This is a genomic window from Streptomyces sp. NPDC030798 (assembly GCF_055572275.1).
On record NZ_JBVIDR010000001.1, the window covers coordinates 370,632 to 388,515 of the forward strand.

The following is a 17,884-nucleotide window of genomic DNA, read 5'->3' on the forward strand; positions in this document are numbered from 1 at the left end:
CTCTGGGTTTACCGGCGATAACGCTGCGAACCAGCCCGCCGGCCACGACAGCAGGCGGAGGTTTGGACGCAAGCACCCTGCTGGATCCGTTGTTCTCCGTGTTCTTCCGGTCCCCCGGGACCTCTACATCGGGGAGTCGCAGCAGTGATCAGTCATCCGAGCAGGCACTGCACGGTGGAGCTCCAGGCCCTGCCGTCGCGGATCGGCCAGGTCCGCAGAATCGTATCTGCGCAGTTGCGCTACTGGCATCTGGACCCGTTGATAGACCGCGCCGCGCTCGGTGTGACCGAGCTGCTCAGCAATGTCCACCGGCACGCCCGGCCCGACAAGTCGTGCACCGTGGAGCTGGAGTTGCTGCTCGACCGGCTCACCGTCTCGGTGCGCGACCACGACCCGCGTCTTCCGGTGGTGGCCGACGCGGCGCAGGCGGCGGACGCCTCCCCGCTGGCGACCTGCGGGCGGGGGCTGGCGATGGTGGCCGCGATGAGCGAGAGCTGGGGCGCACGCCCGGACGGCGACAACGGCAAGGTCGTGTGGTTCACGCTGCCCGCGCCGGACGCGGCGCACCGCCCCGCGGCCCGCGCGCCGCGCCGGACCGTCGAGCAGCAGACCGCGGCCCGGCTCACCACCGGCCGGCCTGCGCCTACCCCGGTGGCCGCCGCCGCTCCCGCTCCGGCGCCCGCCGTCGTCCACGCCTCGGCGGCGGCTGCGGCTCCCGCGCGGTCGGTCGTGCACGGCTGACCGGACCGGAGCGCCGCGGCTCAGGGGTACGTCCCACACCCTGAGCCGGACCGGCAAAGCACCGTCTCACTCCGCCGCGATCGCCCGCAGCACGTCCAGGCGCACCGCCCGGCGGGCCGGGCGCAGGCCGGCCAGGGCGCCTGCCGCGAGGCCGACCAGGGCGGCGACGGCCAGCCGCGCCGGCGCCAGGGCGAAGACGAACGCGGTGCCGCTCGCGCCGTCGGAGGCCCGCACCAGCACCCAGCCGAGGAAGGCGCCGAGGACGAGTCCGCCGGCCGAGCCGAACGCGGCGACCAGAACCGACTCCCAGCGGACCATGGCCCGCAGCCGAGCCCGGGTCCGGCCCACGGCCCGCAGCAGGCCGAGCTCCCGGATGCGTTCGTGCAGCGCCAGGGTCAGCGTGGTGGCGATGCCGAGCAGGGCGATGACCGCGGCGAGGGCGAGCAGGGCGTGGACCAGGCTCAGCATCATGGGTGGACTTGCCGGAGCCCGAGGGGCACATGATCGCGGTGAAGCGTCCGGCGGGGAAGTCGACGTCCACGCCGTCCAGGGCGTGCACGGCGGTGTCGCCGGTGCCGTACACCTTGACGGCGCCGGTCACGCGGGCGGCGGTGCGCAGGGCGGTCGTCGGGGTGCTCACGCGGCACCGCCCTTGCGGCCGAACTGCTCCTGAAGGACGGAGAGCCGGCGCCCGTACTCGTCCTCGTCGATCTCGCCGGAGGCGAAGCGGCGGCCGAGGACCGCGAGCGGCGAGTCGCCCGCCGGGCGTCCCCCGTCCAGGGACCGCCAGGGGCCGCCGCGCCCCCGCCACACTGTGCGGCGCAGCAGGGTGACGGCGCCGGCCACGACGACCGCCCAGATCAGCGGGAAGAGGAGGATCCACGGGCCGGGCCCGCCGCCGTGCCAGGTCGCCAGGGTCTGCATCTCGGTTCATCTCCGTTGTCGCATCGGTCTGCGGGTGATGCCACGAGGCTGCCTGCGCGAGGGGGCCCGGGTCGTCGTGCGGCCGGCGGCAGTGCGCGTACCTCCCGGGGAGTACGGGGCGGGGCACGGCTGCTTCCGCGGGACTGGCCCTCTGTAACTACTAGTATGTACAGTCGCCGCATGAGCACCTCGGAACGACTGGTCGAGGCCACCCGCGCGCTGCTGTGGGAGCGGGGGTACGTGGGCACGAGCCCGAAGGCGATCCTGGAGCGCGCCGGGGCCGGCCAGGGCAGCATGTACCACCACTTCAAGGGCAAGCCGGACCTGGCCCTGGCGGCGATCCGGCGGACCGCGCAGGAGCTGCGGGCCGCCGCCGAACGCGTCCTCGACGCCCCGGGCACGCCGTACGAGCGCATCGAGGCCTATCTGCTGCGCGAGCGCGACGTGCTGCGCGGCTGCCCGATCGGCCGGCTGACCATGGACCCGGACGTCATCGCGAGCGACGAGCTGCGCGCGCCGGTGGACGAGACGATCGCGTGGATCCGCGCCCGGATCGCCGGGATCGTCGAAGAGGGCAAGCGCGCGGGGCAGTTCGCGTCCCACCTGAACGGCGAGGACATCGGCGCTGCCGTCCTGGCGACCCTCCAGGGCGGCTATGTGCTGGCCCGGGCGTCCGGCTCGCCCGCCGCCTTCGACGCGGGGGTCCGGGGTCTGCTGTCGCTCCTCGCGCCGCCGACCGCCCTCCCGCAGCAGTGAGTCGACCGCACCCCTCACCACGGAAGGACTTCCCCGTGCACGCCATGCAGTACGAACTGACCCTCCCCGCCGACTACGACACGGGCATCATCCGGTCCCGGGTGGCCCGCGTCGGGCACCTGCTCGACGACTGGGACGGCCTCGGGTTCAAGGCCTACCTCCTGCGGGAGCGCGGGCAGCACGGCTCCCCCGTCCACCAGTACGCGCCGTTCTATCTCTGGAACACCGTGGAGGGCATGAACCGCTTCCTGTGGGGCGGCGCCTTCCAGGGGCTGGTCAACGACTTCGGGCGGCCGCCGGTGCGGCAGTGGACCGGGCTGGCCTACGCCGAAGGCGCGGGCGACGGCGCGCGGTTCGCCGTACGGCGGCGGCTTCCAGTGCCGGACGCGGGCGAGTTGGCCGCCCTGATGGCGGATGCGGCCACCGAGACGGAGCGGCTGGCGGCCGAGGACGGCGCCGTACTGGCGGCGGCGGCCGTGGACCCGCACCGCTGGGAACTGGTGCACTTCTCCCTCTGGGCGCACGATGCACCCAAGGCGGACGGCGACCTCTTCCAGGTACTGCACCTGTCCGCACCCGGCCGGGACCGCCTTCCGCGGGGGCGGCAGTGGTGAGTTCCGCCCGGCCTTGTCAGGTTCCTCCGCCCAGCGCTGCCAGCGGGTCGTCCAGGACCGGCTGCCATGCCAACTCCGCCGCGCCGACGAGACTGTTGTGGTCCAGGGTGCACGGGAGGATGGGGACGCCGCCGCTCTGGCCCCACAGGCTGCGGTCGGCGACGACCGCGCGCAGGCGGTCGGGGTCGGTGTCGAGGAGGGTGCGGTGCAGGCCGCCGAGGATGATGCGGTCGGGGTTGAGGATGTTGACCAGGCCGGCGAGGCCGAGGCCCAGACGGTCGATGAGGGCCTCGGCCGCGGCGCGGACGGCCGGGTCTGCGTAGTGGGTGCGCAGCAGGTCGTTGGCCTGCTGGAGCAGGGACACCTCGGGACCGGGTGCGCGGCCGGCCTCGACGAGCAGGGCCAGCGGGTCCGCCTCGACGTCCAGGCAGCCGCGGCTGCCGCAGTGGCAGGGGCGGCCCTCGGGGTTGACGGTCAGGTGGCCCACCTCCAGCGCCAGGCCCGAACTGCCGGTGTGCAGGCGGCCGTCGATGACCAGGGCGCCGCCCACCCCCCGGTGCCCGGTGGCCACGCACAGCAGGTCCCGGGCGCCCCGGCCGGCGCCGTGCCGGTGTTCGGCGAGGGCGGCCAGGTTGACGTCGTTGCCCGCGAAGGCGGGGCCGGTGATCCCGGCGGCGCGGACGCACTCGGCGAAGATCCGGCGGACCGGGGCGCCCACCGGCCAGGCCAGGTGGAGGGGGTTCAGGGCCAGTCCGTCGGGTTCGGCGACGGCGGAGGGGACCGCGAGGCCCGCGCCCACGCAGCGCAGGCCGGTCGTGCGCAGCAGTTCCGCGCCCGCCTCGACGACCGTGCCCAGCACCTTCGCCGGGTCGGCGTCGACGGTCTCGCAGCCGGGCGCGGTCGCCACGATCCGCCCGCCGAGGCCGACCAGCGCGGCCCGGAAGCCGTCCGCGTGCACCTGCGCGGCAAGGGCCACCGGGCCGTCCTCGGCGACCCGCAGCCGGTGCGAGGGGCGCCCCTGGGAGCCGGACGCGGCGCCCGGCCGGGCGTCCACCCGGATCAGGCCCAGTGCCTCCAGTTCGGCGGCGACCGCGCCGGCCGTCGCCCGGGTGACGCCGAGTTCGGCGGTGAGCACCGCCCGGGTCGGCGCGCGCCCGGTGTGCACGAGCTCCAGTGCGGGTCCGAGCGCGCCGCGCCCCCGGTCCAGCCGCGCCCTCGAGGTGGTCCCTTCCCCCGCCTTCCGGGGGTCCGCCTTGCCGGTCATGAGGGGGAGTCTCCCATGATCCGCAGTCGTCGTGGCCGGTGCGCGTCTACCACCCGCTGACGCGCAGGGTGATGTTCAGCCGCCCGGCCAGCCCCAGCTCCGGCGGGGCCGTCCCCGGACGCACGCGCGGCACGCCGTGGTGGGCGAGCCGGGAGGGGCCGCCGAAGACGAACAGATCGCCGCTGCACAGCTCCACGTCCGTGTACGGCCTGGTCCGGGTCTCGGTGTTGCCGAAGCGGAAGACGCAGCGGTCGCCGAGGCTCAGCGACACCACCGGCGCGTCCGAGCGCTCGTCGCTGTCGCGGTGCATGCCCATGCGGGCCTCGCCGTCATAGAAGTTGATCAGCGCGATGTCGTAGCGCTCGGCGGGGACGGCCTCCGGGCCGAGCGCGTCGGCCACCGCGGCGCGGGCCAGTTCGTCCAGCCAGGCCGGGAACGGCTTGACGGGAGCGCCGTCACCGTCGAGGACCGTACGGGCGTAGACGTACGGATATCCGTGCCGGCCGGGGCACTCGGGGTTGTCCCGGACGGCCCGCCCGCAGTCCGGACAGGCGCGGACGACCGCCCAGTGCCGGCCCAGGCAGACCTGGCGGGCGGTCATCGTGCCGCCGCCCGGGGTGCGCACCGTGCGCAGTCCGGCGGGGGGCCGTGCCCAGGCGCGGCAGGCGGCGAGCAGCGCGCTCTGCCGCTCGGCGGGGAGCCACCGCGGGACGTGCACGGCGCCCGGCGCGACCTGCGTCCGCCCCCGGGGGAAGAGCTCACCATCCATGCCCCCATCCTGCCCGACCGGTGCTGAGCTGCGGCTCGGCTAGCCTGGGGCACGATGAACGACCGCATGACGACTCCGTGGGGCGAGCTCGAGCTGTCCCGCTTCCCCGAGGATCCCCGCGACCGGCTGCGTGCCTGGGACGCCTCCGACGCGTACCTGCTGCGGCACCTGGCCGAGGAGGGGGTGCCGCTCGGCGGCGCGGTCGTGGTGGTCGGCGACCGCTGGGGCGCGCTGGTCACGGCACTCGCGGCGCACGGGCCGACGCAGATCACCGATTCCTTCCTGAGTCAGGAGGCGACCCGGGCGAACCTGGCGCGGGCCGGCGTCGAACCCGGGGCCGTCCAGCTGCTCACCACCCAGGACCCGCCGCCGGGGCGGGTGGACGTGCTGCTGGTGCGCGTACCGAAGAGCCTGGCGCTGCTGGAGGACCAGCTGCTGCGGCTGGCGCCGGCCGTGCACGCCGGGACGGTGGTCGTCGGCACCGGGATGGTGAAGGAGATCCACACCTCCACGCTCCGGCTGTTCGAGCGGATCCTCGGTCCGACCCGCACCTCGCTCGCGCGGCAGAAGGCCCGGCTGGTCTTCTGCACCCCGGACCCGTCCCTGGAGCGGCCCGCGAACCCGTGGCCGTACAGCTACGCGCTGCCCGACGGCATCGGCGCGGCCTCCGGGCGCACGGTGATCAACCACGCGGGCGTCTTCTGCGCCGACCGGCTGGACGTCGGCACCCGGTTCTTCCTTCGGCATCTGCCCGCCGGCCCGGGTGCCGGGCGCGTGGTGGACCTCGGCTGCGGCAACGGGGTCGTCGGTACGGCGGTGGCGCTGGCCGACCCGGAGGCCGAAGTGCTGTTCGTGGACGAGTCGTTCCAGGCCGTGGCCTCGGCGGAGGCGACGTACAAGGCGAACGGGGTGCCCGGGCACGCCGAGTTCCGCGTCGGTGACGGGCTCGCCGGGGTGGCGCCGGACAGCGTGGACCTGGTCCTGAACAACCCGCCGTTCCACTCGCACCAGGCGACGACGGACGCGACGGCCCGGCGGATGTTCTCCGGGGCGAAGCGGGCGCTGCGCCCCGGCGGCGAGCTGTGGGTGATCGGCAACCGGCACCTGGGCTACCACGTCACGCTGAAGCGGCTGTTCGGCAACAGCCGGCTGGTGGCGAGCGACCCGAAGTTCGTGGTGCTGAAGGCGGTCAAGCGCGGCTAGCGGGCGAGGCGTCGCCGGCGAGGACGCCGACGATGCGGGCCACCTCACGGGCCATGGCCTCCCGGCCGACGCTGAGGTAGGTGCGGGAGTCGACGGCCTCGGGGTGGGCGGCCAGGAAGTCCCGGACGGCACCGGTCATGGCCGCGTTGAGGGCGGTGCCGACGTTGACCTTGGTGATGCCGCCGGCGACCGCCGCGAGGAGTCCCCGGTCCGGGACGCCGGAGGAGCCGTGCAGGACCAGCGGGACGGACAGCTCGGCGGAGAGCCGTTCGAGCAGGCCGTGGTCCAGGGTGGCGGTGCGGGTGGTCATGGCGTGCGCGCTGCCGATGGCCACGGCGAGGGCGTCGACCCCGGTGGCGGTGACGAAGTCCCGTGCCTCGGCCGGGTCGGTGCGCGCGCCGGGCGCGTGGGCGTCCAGCGGCGGCCGCCCGTCCTTGCCGCCGATCTGCCCCAGCTCGGCCTCGATCCAGAGCCCTTGTGCGTGGGCCCAGCGCACGGCGGCCCGGGTCGCGGCGAGGTTCTCGGCGTACGGCAGCCGGGCGGCGTCGTACATCACCGAGCTGAATCCGGCGTCGGGTGCCTGGCGCAGCAGGTCGTCGCTCTGCACATGGTCCAGGTGCAGGGCGACGGGCACGCCGGCGCGTTCGGCGGCGGCGACGGCGGCGCGGGCGAGGGGCAGGAGCCGTCCGTAGCGGAACCGGACGGCGTTCTCGCTGACCTGGAGGATTACGGGGGTGCCGGTGGACTCGGCGCCGGCGAGCACGGCCTCGACGTGTTCGAGGGTGATGATGTTGAACGCGGCGACGGCGGACCGGGTCTCGGCGGCGCGGCCGACCAGCTCGCCGGTGGTCGTGAGGGGCACGGCGGGTCTCCCTTTGCGGGGCGGGGTCAGGGGGCGAGGATCACCGAGCGGGTGAGGTGGCGCGGCCGGTCGGGGTCGAGGCCTCGGCGGGCGGCGACGGCGACCGCGAGGCGCTGGACGCGGACGAGTTCGGCGAGCGGGTCGAGCGTGCCCTCGATCCACAGCCCGCCCGTGGCGCCCACCTGTTCGGCGAGTCCGGCCGGCGCCTCGCCGAGGATCCAGGTCGCGGTGCCCTCGGTGGTGACGCTGATCGGCCCGTGCCGGTACTCCATCGCCGGGTAGGCCTCCGTCCAGGACAGCGACGCCTCGCGCATCTTCAGGCCGGCCTCGTGCGCGAGGCCGACGCTCCAGCCGCGGCCCAGGAAGGTGAACTGGGCGCAGTCCACGAGCCCTTCGGGCAGGGGTGCGGTGAGGGCGGTGCGGGCGTCGGCCACGACGGCGCCGGTGTGCAGACCGAAGTGGGCGCGCAGCAGGGTGAGGGCGGTGGTGGCGAACCGGGTCTGGACGACGGAGCGTTCGTCGGCGAAGCCGAGCACGACGAGGTCGTCGGCGGCGCTCCCGACAGGGGTGGCCGGATCGGCGGTGACGGCCGTCGTCCGTGTCGTGCCGCGCACCTGGCCGAGCAGGTCGAGCACTTCGGTGGTGGTGCCGGAGCGGGTGAGGGCGACGATGCGGTCGTAAGCGCGCCCACGCGGGAACTCGGAGGCGGCGAAGGCGTCCGTCTCGCCCTGCCCGGCTCCCTCGCGCAGGGCGGCCGCCGCCTGCGCCATGAAGTACGACGTCCCGCATCCGACGATCGCGACCCGCTCCCCCGGTGCCGGCAGGGCGTCCCGGTGCCGTCCCGCCTCCTCGGCGGCGCGTATCCAGCACTCCGGCTGGCTGGTCAGCTCGTCCACGACATGGCTCATGCCACACCCTCCCCTGGCTGCTCGTTCTTGCAAGGTACAGCGCACTTTCGAGCACAATCAAGCATCGGGACACAGGCCGGGGTGCGTTAAGGTCGCCGGGAGAACGAGGGAACGGAGGCGCGGATGTCCCGGGACGCCCGCTGGAAGGCGCTGCTGGAGCTGCTCGTGGAGCGCGGCCGGCTGGAGGTCGAGGAGGCGGCGGCCGAGCTGGAGGTGTCGGCGGCGACCATCCGCCGGGACTTCGACCAGCTCGCCGAGCAGCAGATGCTGGTACGCACCCGGGGCGGCGCGGTGGTGCACGGGGTGTCGTACGAACTGCCCCTGCGCTACAAGACCGCCCGCCGCGCCTCCGAGAAGCAGCGGATCGCCAAGGCCGTGGCGGATCTCGTCGCGCCGGGCGAGGCGGTGGGGCTGACCGGCGGCACGACGACCACGGAGGTGGCCCGCGCCCTGGCCGTGCGCGGCGACCTGGGCACCGGCACACCGGCGCTGACCGTCGTCACCAACGCCCTGAACATCGCCAACGAGCTCGCCGTACGGCCCCAGTTCAAGATCGTGGTGACCGGCGGGGTCGCGCGTGCGCAGTCGTACGAGCTGATCGGGCCGCTCGCGGACGGGGTGCTGGGCCAGATCACGCTCGACGTGGCCGTTCTGGGCGTCGTCGCGTTCGACGCCACGCACGGCGCGGCGGCGCACGACGAGGCGGAGGCCGCGATCAACCGTCTGCTGTGCGAGCGGGCCGAGCGGGTGGTCGTGGCGGCGGACTCCAGCAAGCTGGGCCGGCGGGCGTTCGCCCGGATCTGCGCGGCCGAGCTGGTGGACACGCTGGTGACGGACGCGGCGGTGGAGCCCGATGCGGTGCGGCGGTTCGAGGAGGCGGGGATCAGGGTGCTCGCCGTGTGAGCGGGACCGGCTGCCGTCGGTCCTCAGATGCCGCCGTGGTCCGCCTTCACGAAGCCCGCGCCGCGCTGGTCGTTGCATCCGGCGGCCGCCCGGTCGTCCGGCTCGGGCCCGGCCTGCTGGGCCTGGAGCGCCACGCTCACGAGGGTCAGGAGCAGGTCGACGTCACTGCTGGCGTCGAGGCGGAGGGTCACCCATTGGGAGCCGGGCACGATCCGTATCGCGTCCGAGGCCTTCAGGTCCTTGGCGAACCGCCGGATGGCCCGGTCGGTGAGCCGCAGGTCGACATCGCGGTCGGAGTGGAAGTGGACGATCTCCCCCTGGGCCGAACCGACCGCCTGTCCCAGGCCGCAGCTCGGCACGGCCTGTATCAGGTCCGGCCAGGTCGCCAGTTGCGCGAGCGCGCGCGAGGCCAACGTCATGGGACTCATCATGACGCGCTCACCCGGCCGCAACCAGCCGGTGCGCAAGCATTAACCGACCTGTATCCGCAGGGGCTTCGGACACCCGCACATGTTTGCGCACCTGGAACAGGGGTCGGGGACGGCCCAGGGAGTGCCGCGCCGGGACGTCCCGTCCGGGGGCCATGGCCAGCACCGAGGCCAGGACCGCCGGCTCGCGGGGCGGAAAATGATGCCTCCTCGGCGGCGGGGGTCCTGCAGACTCGGCGGCATGGAGATCATGGAGTTTCTGCAGACGCTGGACCGGGAGGGGCGGCTGCTGGCCGCGGCCGCCGAGGAGGCGGGAGCGGCGGCCACGGTGCCGGCCTGTCCGGAGTGGCAGGTGAGGGATCTGCTGCGGCACACGGGGGCGGTGCACCGGTGGGCCGCAGCGTTCGTGGCCGAGGGGCACACCACCCCGCGGCCCCTCGATGACGGGCCGGACCTGGACGGCGCCGATCTGGTGGCCTGGTACCGGGAAAGTCACCGCCTGCTGGTGGACACGCTGGCCGCCGCGCCGGCCGACGTGGAGTGCTGGACCTTCCTTCCGGCGCCCTCGCCGCTGGCGTTCTGGACGCGGCGCCAGGCGCACGAGACGACCGTGCACCGGTACGACGCCGAGGCGGCGCGGGGCGGTACGGCGTCGCCGATCGCCACGGACTTCGCCGCCGACGGCATGGACGAGTTGCTGCGCGGCTTCCACGCCCGGCCCAGGAGCCGGGTGCGCACCGAGAAGCCGCGAGTACTGCGGGTGCGGGCGGTGGACGCGGGCGCGGATGCGGTGTGGACCGTGCGGCTGTCCGATCAGCCGCCGGTGACCTCGCGGGACGCCTCCGGTGAAGCGGAGGCCGAACTGGCCGGACCTGCCGAGAGGTTGTACCTCGCGCTGTGGAACCGGGAGCCGCTGCCGAGCGCGACCGGCGATCAGTCGCTCGCGGAGCTGTGGCGGGAGCGCTCCGGAATCTGAACCACAGGGGCGCTCATCGCTCCAGCATCCGGGCCAGCACCGCGCGCTGCACGGGCCGTACCTCGTCGTGCAGCGCGCGGCCCTTGGCCGTGAGGGCCACCCGGACCCCGCGCCGGTCCTCCGCGCACATGGCCCGGTCGACCAGGCCGTCCTTCTCCAGGCGGCCGATCAGCCGGGACAGCGCGCTCTGGCTGAGATGGACCCGCTCGGAGATCTCCTGCACGCGGTAGGAGCAGCCGCCGTCCGCCGCCCCCTCGGACAGCACGTCGAGCACCTCGAAGTCGCTGGCGCACAGGCCGTGTCCGTTGAGCGCCCGGTCCAGCTCGCACTGGGTACGGGCGTGCAGGGACAGGAGGTCCCGCCACTGCTCCACGAGTGCCTGCTCGGCCTTCTTCGCCGCCATGAGCGCACCGTAGCAGAGATCCGCGATTATTGCATTGGAATTAAATGCGTTTGCATCTCATGCGCATGCATGTAGTGTCGTGCCATGACCTCTCCGCTCACCACCCAGGCGTCCGAGGGACGCTGGACCCCCCGGCTGTGGGGCACCCTTCTGGTGCTCTGCGCCGCGATGTTCCTGGACGCGCTCGACGTGTCGATGGTCGGCGTCGCACTGCCGTCCATCGGCTCCGACCTGCATCTGTCCACGTCGACGCTGCAATGGATCGTCAGCGGCTACATCCTGGGCTACGGCGGGCTGCTCCTGCTCGGCGGCCGCACCGCCGACCTGCTCGGCCGGCGCCAGGTGTTCCTGGTCGCGCTCGGCGTCTTCGCGCTCGCCTCGCTGCTCGGCGGGCTCGTGGACTCGGGTCCGCTGCTGATCGCCAGCCGCTTCATCAAGGGCCTGAGCGCGGCCTTCACGGCTCCCGCCGGCCTGTCGATCATCACCACGACGTTCCCGGAGGGCCCGCTGCGCAACCGCGCGCTCTCCATCTACACCACCTGCGCCGCCACCGGCTTCTCCATGGGCCTGGTCCTCTCCGGCCTGCTCACCGAGGCCAGTTGGCGCCTCACCATGCTGCTGCCCGCGCCGATCGCGCTGATCGCCCTGCTCGCCGGGCTGCGGCTGCTGCCGCGCAGCACCCGGGAGGAGAACCACGACGGCTACGACATCCCGGGCGCCGTCATCGGCACCGCGTCGATGCTGCTGCTGGTCTTCACCGTGGTCCAGGCTCCCGACGCCGGCTGGGCCTCCGCCCGCACCCTGCTCTCCTTCCTGGCCGTCGCGGTCCTGCTGACCGCCTTCGTGCTGGTCGAGCGGCGCTCGCCGAGCCCGCTGATCCGGCTCGGCGTGCTGCGCTCGGGCACGCAGGTCCGCGCACAGCTCGGCGCGTTGGCCTTCTTCGGGTCGTACGTCGGTTTCCAGTTCCTGACCACGCTCTACATGCAGTCCCTGCTCGGCTGGTCGGCGCTGCACACGGCGCTCGCCTTCCTGCCGGCCGGCGCGCTGGTGGCGGTGTCCTCGACGAAGGTCGGCTCGATCGTCGACCGGTTCGGCACCCAGCGGCTGATCGCGACCGGCTTCGCGCTGATGGTCCTCGGATACGCCCTGTTCCTGCGCGTCGACCTCGACCCGGTCTACGCGGCCGTCGTCCTGCCGTCCATGCTGCTGATCGGCGCGGCCTGCGCGCTGGTCTTCCCCTCGCTCAACATCCAGGCCACCAACGGGGTCGAGGACCACGAGCAGGGCATGGTCTCCGGGCTGCTCAACACCTCGGTCCAGGTGGGCGGGGCGATCTTCCTGGCCGTCGTGACGGCCGTGGTCACCGCCGCCGCGCCCGCGCACGCCACCCCGCAGGCCGTTCTGGACAGCTACCGGCCGGGCTTCCTCGTCGTCACCGGCATCGCCGTGGCCGGCCTGCTGATCTCGCTCAGCGGACTGCGCGGCCGCCGCAGCCGGCCGTCGGTCGTCGTCGCCAGGTCCACCGCGCTGGAGGCGGAGGCGGAGCGCGTGGTGGTCCGCGACTGAATCCTGGCCCGGTCGATCCTCTCGGCGGGCATCATGAGCCGGGCTCCCCGTCGCGCCGTGCGCGGCAGGGAGCCCGGCGGCATGGGGGGATCCGGGGCCGGCGAGCGGTACCGGACGTCACCGACGGAGGCAGGACATGGAAGCAGGCGCGGACCTGCGTTCGCTGCGCTGGGCGAGTGCTTGGATGTGCGCCACCTTCACGCGCGGCCTGAGCCCCGAGGAAGTGTTCAGCCGGTACGGGGCCGACCCGGACCAGGCGCGTCCGCTGGACGGGGAGGCGGCCGCCGGCCTCGTCCCGGGCGAGCCCGGCGTCTCGCTGCTGCGGAGCGGAAGGCTCGGTATGGACCTTCTGCGTCGAGGAGGACGGCGGCATCCGCACCTGGAGCGAAACGCTCGCGGAGCTGTCCCGGGGCACCGAGACCTACAGCGTGGCGACCACCGAGGGCTTTGACGTCTTCCAATACTGGCGCGACGGCGAGTGTGTCGAGAACTTCGAGCCCCGCATGGAGTCCACCCGGCCCGAACGGACGGCGCCCTGGTGGGACCGGGTGGAGGCGGCGCCGGCCGCGCACCGGGGTGAGGACGCCGGGATGGCGCCCGTGGTGGCCCTCGTACTCGACCACCTCGGCATCGCCCTGGACGACGACACCCTCGCCGGCCCCTGGCCCAGCCCGACGCTCGCCGAGGACGACGTGCCGACGGCGCCGCCGGGTGACACCTACGCGGGCGAGGGACCGGTGCCGCCCCAGCCGCCGCGCGAGGCGTGAACCCGGCGCTCCCGTGGGCACGTTGCGGGTCGAGCCACTGCCGGCGGGCGTGCGGGTCTGTGAGACTGGGGCGTATGGACGCACACGGGGGACGGCGCACTCAGGCCGAACGGGACGCCATGACGGTGGAGATCGGGTACGCGCTGGTCAGTGCCGCCTTCGCGGCGGCCGTGGTGTTCGGGGCCGTGGCGGGGCCGGTGTGGCTCTTCGACCTGCCGCACGTGCTGGAGGCGGTGCTGCTGCGGGTCGGCCTGGCCGTCGCGCCGATCCTGTTCATGGTGCGGGTGGTGAGCGTGCTGCTCCGCTTCCGGCGCCAGGATCAGCCCAGCCGGCCCGGCCGTACCAACCCGGACTCGTAGGCCAGGACGACGCCGCCCGGCGGCGCGCCGACGAGGAACGCCAGGGCAGGCCGCCGGGCTCCCGCGCCACCCCCTCGGCGGCGCGGCCCCACCACGGGGGCCCGTACCGCCACGGCCGCCAGGCCCCGGGCCCACGCTCCTCGTCCATGCCCGCCACGCCAACGGCCACCCGCCTGCGGGGACGTCACCCGGGCGGGGTGGCCGCGCGTACTCCCCGGGGAGTACGGCGCCCCACGCACTCCGGGGGTGCTTCCGCGCGCCGGGTGCCTCGCGGCCGGGACGCCTCAGGGACGGACCAGGCCCACACCTTCGGCGAGCCGGGCGGCCGCGTGGCGGAAGAAGGGCTCCCGGGCCTCCACCAGGCGGTTGAACTGGCCGAACACCTCGAACCCGACGAGTCCGTACAGCTGGGCCCACGCGGCGACGAGGGCCGTGGCCACCTCCGGGGACAGGTCGGGAGCCACATCGGCGGCGAGTCGGCGGGCCTCGGGCTGCAGCTCGGCCGGTACCGGGGTGCGGGCCGCGCCACGTCCCTGGTCGGCGTCGCGGACGATGGCGATGAGCAGGTTGCCGACCCGGGCGGCGGCCGGGACGGTGGCCTCGGGCGCCGAGTAGCCGGGGACCGGGGAGCCGTAGATCAGGGCGTACTCGTGCGGATGCGACAGCGCCCAGCCGCGCACCGCCTCGCACACGGCGACCCAGCGCTCGGCGGGGGCGATGCCGCCGGCGCGGGAGGCGACGGCCCGGCGGTCGGCGGCCTCGGCCGCCTCCCCGAGGGAGTCGTAGGCGTCCACGATGAGGGCGGTCAGCAGGTCGTCGCGGCTGGGGAAGTAGCGGTAGAGCGCGGAGGACACCATGCCGAGTTCACGGGCGACGGCCCGCAGCGAGAGCTTGGCGGCGCCCTCGGCCGCGAGTTGTCTGCGGGCCTCGTCCTTGATGGCGGTGGTGATCTCGACGCGGGCGCGGGCGCGGGCTCCTCGTGCTGTGCTCATGGGTGCAGTGTGCCACCGAACCGGAGCAGTGCACACAAAGGAGAGCAGTGATCCGGACAGTAAGCGGCGACCATGACTGAGATCGGCGCACTAAAAAGAGAGCACCGCTCTTGCTCTGGATCGCCGATCTCGTCCATACTCGTCATCGAGCGAGAGCACCGCTCACACTTTCCGCCCAGGAGGCCGCCGTCATGTCCACGTCCGCGCACGTCAAGAAGCCCGGCTGGTTCACCGTGAACGTCTTCAACCGGGCCGTGGCCTGGCTGACCCGCCGCGGCATCAGCGTCTGGGGCTCCCGGGTCCTGGCCGTCCGCGGCCGCAAGAGCGGCCAGTGGCGCACCACCCCCGTGAACCTGCTGACCGTCGACGGACAGCAGTACCTGCTCGCCCCGCGCGGCCACGTCCAGTGGACCCACAACATGCGCGCGGCCGGCGGCGGCGAGCTGCGCCTCGGCAAGAACGTGGACGTCTTCACCGCGGCCGAGGTCGCCGACGACGACAAGGTCCCGCTGCTGCGCGCGTATCTCAAGCGCTGGAAGGCCGAGGTCGGGGTGTTCTTCGACGGAGTCGGCCCCGACTCCCCCGACGCGGAACTGCGCCGCATCGCCCCCGACCACCCGGTCTTCCGGATCACCGTCACGAACTGACGGTGTCCTCGGCGTCCCCTGCACCCTCGGTGTCCGCCACGGGAGCGCCCGGCCCCCGGTCCATCGCGGTCAGGGCGCGCTGGGCGATCGGGTGGGACCGGACCAGCTCGCCCAGGGACGTGGAGCCCTGGGTGATGTCCCTGAACGCCCGCCAGGCGGGACGGAAGCCGGTGAGGGCGGCGTGGAAGATGCCGGGGCGGCGTTCGAACGCGGCCAGCATGCGCTTGCCGACGCTCATCTCGATGCCGAGCCCCGCCTTGACCGCGAACGCGTAGTTCAGGGCCTGGCGCCGGGCGTCCACGGCGTCGTGCGCCTCGGCGATGCGCACCGCCCACTCGCCCGCCAGCCGGCCCGAGCGCAGCGCGAAGGAGATGCCCTCGCGGGTCCACGGCTCCAGCAGCCCCGCCGCGTCACCGCAGACCAGCACCCGGCCGCGGGAGAGCGGCGAGTCGTCGGCACGGCAGCGGGTCAGATGCCCGGAGGAGATGCTCGGCTCGAAGCCGGCGAGGCCGAGCCGGGCGACGAAGTCCTCCAAGTACCGCTTGGTGGCGGCGCCTTCGCCGCGTGCCGAGATCACTCCGACCGTCAGTGTGTCGCCCTTGGGGAAGACCCAGCCGTAGCTGCCCGGCATCGGGCCCCAGTCGATCAGGACCCGGCCCTTCCAGTCCTCGGCGACCGTCTCCGGCACCGGGATCTCCGCCTCCAGGCCCAGGTCGACCTGGTCCAGCTTCACGCCGACATGGGCTCCTATGCGGCTGGCGCTGCCGTCGGCGCCGACGACCGCGCGGGCCAGCACCGTCTCGCCGCCCTGGAGGACCACGGCGACCGTGCGCCGGTCCGGCACGGCCGAGCCGTGCTGTTCGACGCGCAGCACGGTCACGCCGGTGCGCAGCTCGGCGCCGGCCTTCTGGGCGTGCTCGACCAGCTGCTGATCGAACTCGGGCCGGTTGATCAGCCCGAACAGCATCTGCTGGGAGCGGCGGGTGCGGGTGAACCGGCCGCCCAGCGAAAACGTCACCGCGTGCACCCGGTCGCGGAAGGGCAGCTCGAAGCCGGGCGGCAGCGCGTCGCGCGAGGGGCCGATGATGCCGCCGCCGCACGTCTTGTAGCGGGGCAGTTCCGCCTTCTCCAGCAGCAGCACGCGCCGCCCCGCGACCGCCGCCGCATAGGCGGCCGAGGCCCCCGCGGGTCCCGCGCCCACCACGACGACGTCCCACACCCGCTGCACGTCGTCCGCCGAAGAGTTCTCGCCGCTCACGATGGTCTACTGCTCCGATCAAGCCGCTGCCGCACCTGTCCCCCGCATCCTACGGCGGCTGTCGTCGCAGGCCACTGTGCGAGGATCGGTGTACTCACGCAGTTCAACGTCGCACCCACGAGGAGCGTGCCCATGCCGTCGAATCCGGTCGCCGAGACCGTCGCCTCGCTGCTGCCCCGGGCGAGGGAGGAGCTGACCGAGCTGGTCGCCTTCAAGTCGGTGGCGGACTTCGCGCAGTTCCCGAAGAGCGAGAGCGAGGGAGCCGCGTCCTGGATCGCCGATGCGCTGCGTGCCGAGGGATTCGTGGACGTGGCACTGCTGGACACGCCGGACGGCACGCAGTCGGTGTACGGCTGTCTGCCGGGCCCGGAGGGCGCCAAAACGGTTCTTCTGTACGCGCACTACGATGTGCAGCCGCCCCTGGACGAGGCCGGCTGGACCACCCCGCCGTTCGAGCTGACCGAGCGGGACGGACGCTGGTACGGCCGCGGGGCCGCCGACTGCAAGGGCGGTGTGATCATGCACCTGCTCGCGCTGCGCGCGCTCCGGGCCAACGGCGGCGTCCCGGTGACGGTCAAGGTGATCGTCGAGGGCTCGGAGGAGCAGGGCACGGGCGGTCTCGAGCGGTACGCCGAGGAACACCCTGAGCTGCTGACCGCCGACGCGATCGTGATCGGCGACGCGGGCAACTTCCGGGTGGGCCTGCCGACGGTGACGACCACGCTGCGCGGCATGACGCTGGTCCGCGTCCAGATGGACACCCTCGCCGGCAACCTGCACTCGGGCCAGTTCGGCGGCGCCGCCCCGGACGCGCTCGCGGCGCTGATCCGGGTGCTGGACTCGCTGCGCGCCGAGGACGGCTCGACCACGGTCGACGGGCTCGACGCCACCGCCCGCTGGGACGGCCTGGAGTACACCGAGGAGCAGTTCCGCAAGGACGCCAAGGTGCTGGACGGGGCCGCCCTGATCGGTTCCGGTTCGGTCGCCGACCGCATCTGGGCCCGCCCGGCCGTCACCGTCCTCGGCATCGACTGCCCGCCGGTCGTGGGCGCCACGCCGTCGGTGCAGTCGAGCGCCCGCGCGCTGATCAGCCTGCGGGTGCCGCCGGGTGTGGACGCGGCCGAGGCGACCAAGCTGCTCCAGGCGCACGTGGAGGCCCACACCCCGTGGGGCGCCCGGGTGACCACCGAGCAGATCGGCCAGGGCCAGCCCTTCCGCGCCGACACCTCCAGCCCCGCCTACCAGGCGATGGCCGACGCGATGGCGGTCGCCTACCCGGGCGAGACCATGAGCTACGCCGGCCAGGGCGGCTCCATCCCGCTGTGCAACACCCTCGCGACCCTCTACCCGCAGGCGGAGATCCTGCTGATCGGGCTGAGCGAGCCGGAGGCGCAGATCCACGCGGTCAACGAGAGCGTGTCCCCCGAGGAACTGGAGCGGCTGTCGGTCGCCGAGGCGCTGTTCCTGCGCAACTACGCGGCAGGCTGACGCCTTCTGCCCTGGGCAGAGCGCCCTGGCCCCCGGGCCGGGGCGCTGCCTACGGT

Annotated in this window: 20 protein-coding genes and 2 pseudogenes; 11 read left to right on the plus strand and 11 right to left on the minus strand. The window is 73.9% G+C overall.

Going from position 1 to position 17,884, the window contains the following annotated elements:
- The first annotated feature begins 144 nt into the window (after positions 1 to 144).
- Complete coding sequence (locus tag ACZ404_RS01680; RefSeq protein ID WP_468435268.1) at positions 145 to 741, plus strand: ATP-binding protein; 597 nt, start codon at positions 145 to 147, stop codon at positions 739 to 741.
- A 66-nt stretch (positions 742 to 807) separates the two neighbouring features.
- On the opposite strand, the pseudogene ACZ404_RS01685 reads toward ACZ404_RS01680, so the two are convergent.
- From ACZ404_RS01685 to ACZ404_RS01695, 3 genes and pseudogenes are all read right to left on the minus strand, one after another.
- A pseudogene (locus ACZ404_RS01685) lies at positions 808 to 1,212 on the minus strand (FtsX-like permease family protein); the annotation flags it as partial.
- Position 1,213: 1 nt separating this feature from the next.
- Positions 1,214 to 1,381, minus strand: a pseudogene (locus ACZ404_RS01690) (ABC transporter ATP-binding protein); the annotation flags it as partial.
- Positions 1,378 to 1,665: an SHOCT domain-containing protein gene (locus ACZ404_RS01695; protein ID WP_468435269.1), complete on the minus strand. Its 288-nt coding sequence runs from the start codon at positions 1,663 to 1,665 to the stop codon at positions 1,378 to 1,380. The pseudogene ACZ404_RS01690 and the gene ACZ404_RS01695, both read right to left, overlap by 4 nt.
- A gap of 180 nt (positions 1,666 to 1,845) precedes the next feature.
- Between ACZ404_RS01695 and ACZ404_RS01700 the strand changes: the two genes are divergently transcribed.
- Both ACZ404_RS01700 and ACZ404_RS01705 read left to right on the plus strand, forming a co-directional pair.
- Positions 1,846 to 2,421, plus strand: a complete 576-nt coding sequence (locus tag ACZ404_RS01700; RefSeq protein ID WP_468435270.1) for a TetR/AcrR family transcriptional regulator — start codon at positions 1,846 to 1,848, stop codon at positions 2,419 to 2,421.
- 35 nt (positions 2,422 to 2,456) lie between these two features.
- Complete coding sequence (locus ACZ404_RS01705) at positions 2,457 to 3,035, plus strand: DUF4865 family protein (RefSeq protein ID WP_468435271.1); 579 nt, start codon at positions 2,457 to 2,459, stop codon at positions 3,033 to 3,035.
- 16 nt (positions 3,036 to 3,051) lie between these two features.
- On the opposite strand, the gene ACZ404_RS01710 is transcribed toward ACZ404_RS01705, so the two are convergent.
- Both ACZ404_RS01710 and ACZ404_RS01715 read right to left on the minus strand, forming a co-directional pair.
- Positions 3,052 to 4,299 (minus strand): ROK family protein, encoded by a 1,248-nt coding sequence (locus ACZ404_RS01710; RefSeq protein WP_468435272.1) that lies wholly within the window; start codon positions 4,297 to 4,299, stop codon positions 3,052 to 3,054.
- A gap of 46 nt (positions 4,300 to 4,345) precedes the next feature.
- The gene (locus ACZ404_RS01715) at positions 4,346 to 5,068 is read right to left on the minus strand and encodes an alpha-ketoglutarate-dependent dioxygenase AlkB family protein (RefSeq protein ID WP_468435273.1); all 723 of its coding nucleotides are present in this window, start codon (positions 5,066 to 5,068) and stop codon (positions 4,346 to 4,348) included.
- Between the two features lie 66 nt (positions 5,069 to 5,134).
- Here ACZ404_RS01715 and ACZ404_RS01720 point away from each other — a divergent pair, with 66 nt between their 5' ends.
- Positions 5,135 to 6,271: a methyltransferase gene (locus ACZ404_RS01720; RefSeq protein WP_468435826.1), complete on the plus strand. Its 1,137-nt coding sequence runs from the start codon at positions 5,135 to 5,137 to the stop codon at positions 6,269 to 6,271.
- On the opposite strand, the gene ACZ404_RS01725 is transcribed toward ACZ404_RS01720, so the two are convergent.
- Both ACZ404_RS01725 and ACZ404_RS01730 read right to left on the minus strand, forming a co-directional pair.
- A complete protein-coding gene (locus ACZ404_RS01725) occupies positions 6,258 to 7,133 on the minus strand; it encodes a class II fructose-bisphosphate aldolase (RefSeq protein WP_468435274.1) in 876 nt (291 codons plus the stop codon). The two genes, ACZ404_RS01720 and ACZ404_RS01725, sit on opposite strands and share 14 nt — an antisense overlap.
- Before the next feature lie 26 nt (positions 7,134 to 7,159).
- Positions 7,160 to 8,041: an SIS domain-containing protein gene (locus ACZ404_RS01730; RefSeq protein WP_468435275.1), complete on the minus strand. Its 882-nt coding sequence runs from the start codon at positions 8,039 to 8,041 to the stop codon at positions 7,160 to 7,162.
- Positions 8,042 to 8,164: 123 nt separating this feature from the next.
- Between ACZ404_RS01730 and ACZ404_RS01735 the strand changes: the two genes are divergently transcribed.
- A complete protein-coding gene (locus ACZ404_RS01735) occupies positions 8,165 to 8,944 on the plus strand; it encodes a DeoR/GlpR family DNA-binding transcription regulator (protein ID WP_468435276.1) in 780 nt (259 codons plus the stop codon).
- Positions 8,945 to 8,967: 23 nt separating this feature from the next.
- On the opposite strand, the gene ACZ404_RS01740 is transcribed toward ACZ404_RS01735, so the two are convergent.
- Positions 8,968 to 9,363 (minus strand): luciferase domain-containing protein, encoded by a 396-nt coding sequence (locus ACZ404_RS01740; protein WP_468435277.1) that lies wholly within the window; start codon positions 9,361 to 9,363, stop codon positions 8,968 to 8,970.
- 250 nt (positions 9,364 to 9,613) lie between these two features.
- Here ACZ404_RS01740 and ACZ404_RS01745 point away from each other — a divergent pair, with 250 nt between their 5' ends.
- A complete protein-coding gene (locus tag ACZ404_RS01745; protein WP_468435278.1) occupies positions 9,614 to 10,348 on the plus strand; it encodes a maleylpyruvate isomerase family mycothiol-dependent enzyme in 735 nt (244 codons plus the stop codon).
- A gap of 13 nt (positions 10,349 to 10,361) precedes the next feature.
- On the opposite strand, the gene ACZ404_RS01750 is transcribed toward ACZ404_RS01745, so the two are convergent.
- Positions 10,362 to 10,751 carry a MarR family winged helix-turn-helix transcriptional regulator gene (locus ACZ404_RS01750; RefSeq protein ID WP_468435279.1) on the minus strand — a complete coding sequence of 130 codons (390 nt, stop codon included), beginning with the start codon at positions 10,749 to 10,751 and terminating at the stop codon, positions 10,362 to 10,364.
- Between the two features lie 84 nt (positions 10,752 to 10,835).
- On the opposite strand from ACZ404_RS01750, the gene ACZ404_RS01755 reads away from it, so the two are divergent.
- From ACZ404_RS01755 to ACZ404_RS01765, 3 genes are all read left to right on the plus strand, one after another.
- Complete coding sequence (locus tag ACZ404_RS01755) at positions 10,836 to 12,317, plus strand: MFS transporter (RefSeq protein ID WP_468435280.1); 1,482 nt, start codon at positions 10,836 to 10,838, stop codon at positions 12,315 to 12,317.
- 371 nt (positions 12,318 to 12,688) lie between these two features.
- Entirely contained in the window at positions 12,689 to 13,084 is a 396-nt protein-coding gene (locus ACZ404_RS01760; RefSeq protein WP_468435828.1) for a hypothetical protein, read from the plus strand.
- A 74-nt stretch (positions 13,085 to 13,158) separates the two neighbouring features.
- Positions 13,159 to 13,443 (plus strand): DUF6332 family protein, encoded by a 285-nt coding sequence (locus ACZ404_RS01765; RefSeq protein WP_468435281.1) that lies wholly within the window; start codon positions 13,159 to 13,161, stop codon positions 13,441 to 13,443.
- A gap of 284 nt (positions 13,444 to 13,727) precedes the next feature.
- On the opposite strand, the gene ACZ404_RS01770 is transcribed toward ACZ404_RS01765, so the two are convergent.
- A complete protein-coding gene (locus ACZ404_RS01770; RefSeq protein ID WP_468435282.1) occupies positions 13,728 to 14,435 on the minus strand; it encodes a TetR/AcrR family transcriptional regulator in 708 nt (235 codons plus the stop codon).
- A gap of 191 nt (positions 14,436 to 14,626) precedes the next feature.
- Between ACZ404_RS01770 and ACZ404_RS01775 the strand changes: the two genes are divergently transcribed.
- Positions 14,627 to 15,082 carry a nitroreductase family deazaflavin-dependent oxidoreductase gene (locus tag ACZ404_RS01775; RefSeq protein WP_468435283.1) on the plus strand — a complete coding sequence of 152 codons (456 nt, stop codon included), beginning with the start codon at positions 14,627 to 14,629 and terminating at the stop codon, positions 15,080 to 15,082.
- On the opposite strand, the gene ACZ404_RS01780 is transcribed toward ACZ404_RS01775, so the two are convergent.
- A complete protein-coding gene (locus ACZ404_RS01780; protein WP_468435284.1) occupies positions 15,072 to 16,340 on the minus strand; it encodes a geranylgeranyl reductase family protein in 1,269 nt (422 codons plus the stop codon). The genes ACZ404_RS01775 and ACZ404_RS01780 overlap by 11 nt on opposite strands.
- A 132-nt stretch (positions 16,341 to 16,472) precedes the next feature.
- On the opposite strand from ACZ404_RS01780, the gene ACZ404_RS01785 reads away from it, so the two are divergent.
- Positions 16,473 to 17,828, plus strand: coding sequence for a M20/M25/M40 family metallo-hydrolase (locus tag ACZ404_RS01785; RefSeq protein ID WP_468435285.1), 1,356 nt, complete (start codon positions 16,473 to 16,475; stop codon positions 17,826 to 17,828).
- Positions 17,829 to 17,884: the final 56 nt, after the last annotated feature.